Origin of the sequence: Microcoleus sp. B4-C1, assembly GCF_036705285.1 — a bacterium.
Classification (GTDB): domain Bacteria; phylum Cyanobacteriota; class Cyanobacteriia; order Cyanobacteriales; family Microcoleaceae; genus Microcoleus.
In genome coordinates this window covers 1-1,638 of sequence record NZ_JAUBUC010000212.1, presented here as the reverse complement: position 1 = coordinate 1,638, position 1,638 = coordinate 1, and the positions used below count along the sequence as shown (strand labels likewise).

Genomic DNA, 1,638 nt, shown 5'->3' with positions numbered 1-1,638 from the left:
TTTTAGCTGGCATTTTTGTATAAATTGACTAAACTAATTTTTTATTATACCCTATTTAAAGGCACAACAGCTTAGAATCTCCCAAGCTCAAAAGTAGCGAGGTATTCAAAGCAATAGAGAGAGCGATTCCATCAACAGAAATAGAAGCGGCTATCCTGAAAACAAAAGCAAAAGAAAAACGGCATCGTGCGCTACCATCACAACTGGTAGTATGTTTGATCGTAGCAATGAGCTTATGGTCAAAAGACTCAATGCGGGACGTACTAAAGAATCTGATTGATGGACTTAATGAAGTCTGGTTGAAAACTGGTAAATTCTGGAAAACTCCCTGCAAGGCAGCTATTACTAAAGCCAGAAAAAGATTAGGGCCTTCTGTAATGAGCCAGCTATTTAATCAGTTGGTACGACCAATGGCTACAACTGAAACAGTAGGAGCTTTTCTGAATGGATTGAGAGTTGTAGCAATAGATGGAACCTGCGAGTGACATCCCAGACAGTGATGAAAATGCTAGAGTTTTTGGTCGTCCAGGTAGCCGTCCAGGTACAAGAGCTGCTTTTCCAAAAGCTAGATTAGTTATTTTAGTAGAAGCAGGAACACACTTAATATTTGATGCCTTAATATGTCCATATAAGATGGGAGAAAGAGTCAGAGCGTTAAGATTATTGCGGTCAGTTACTAAAGAAATGTTGCTAATGTGGGATAGAGGTTTGCATTCGTATGCGATGGTATGGACCACGCTCAGCAAGGGTTGTGGCTATTTAGGAAGAATTCCATCAAATGTTAAATTCCTCAACGAAACACAGCTAGAAGATGGTTCTTACTTAAGTTTTATTAATCCCCCAGGCCAATTCAGGAAAAAAGGATTTAAACCAATCCAAATCAGAGTAATTGAGTACACGATTGAAAACTTAAATGACCCAACAGCAGAAATTAAGTATCGTTTAATTACAAGTTTATTAGACCCTCAAAGATTTCCGGCAAAGTTATTGGCGGCCGAATATCATCAACGTTGGGAAGTGGAAAATACAATTGATGAATTCAAAGTACATATCGGGGAAAGAAAAACTCATGTTCGCTCTCAAAGACCAAGAGAAGTAGTACAAGAAATTTATGGCCTATTATTAGGACATTGGGCTGTCCGGTCATTAATTTGTCAAACAGCGCATAGTGCAGAAATTTCCCCATTAAGTATCTCTTTCACGGGTACATTACGAGTTATTCGTCGCGCTGTCCCAAAATTCCAGCGACTAGAAGCACAAGAAATCCCCTTTTTTTTACTTGGTTGAATTTGGAGATTCTTGATGCGACTTTGCCACAAAGAGTTGAGAGAAATAACCCAAGAGTTGTGAAAAAACCTGTTTCAAAATTTAAATCCAAAAAAGTTAAACACAGAGGTACTGGAATAAAAATTAATTCTCCTATTTTTAATATTTTAAAGCCTCCTAACCCTTAAGTAAACCGTATTGGGATATAAACGCCACATCCTCAAAGATTTAGAGAGTGGTGTAGTTTGCGCCGTGGCATTGACTCGCGCAAATACTCCGGAAGCCTCTGCTACACTTGGGTGCATCTCACTTTGGCGAATATGTCGCAAAAGGGTTAAAATGGAAAAGCTAGTAAAATTGCCAAAAAATATG

At 38.6% G+C, this 1,638-nt stretch carries 1 protein-coding gene and 1 pseudogene; one reads left to right on the top strand and one right to left on the bottom strand.

Annotated elements, in window-relative coordinates:
* Nucleotides 1-140: 140 nt before the first annotated feature.
* Nucleotides 141-1,287, top strand: a pseudogene (locus QUB26_RS31705) (IS4 family transposase).
* Between the two features lie 146 nt (nt 1,288-1,433).
* Here the strand turns inward: QUB26_RS31705 and QUB26_RS31700 are convergent.
* Nucleotides 1,434-1,638: hypothetical protein (locus QUB26_RS31700; RefSeq protein ID WP_333321278.1), on the bottom strand; the 205-nt coding region annotated here is incomplete at its 5' end.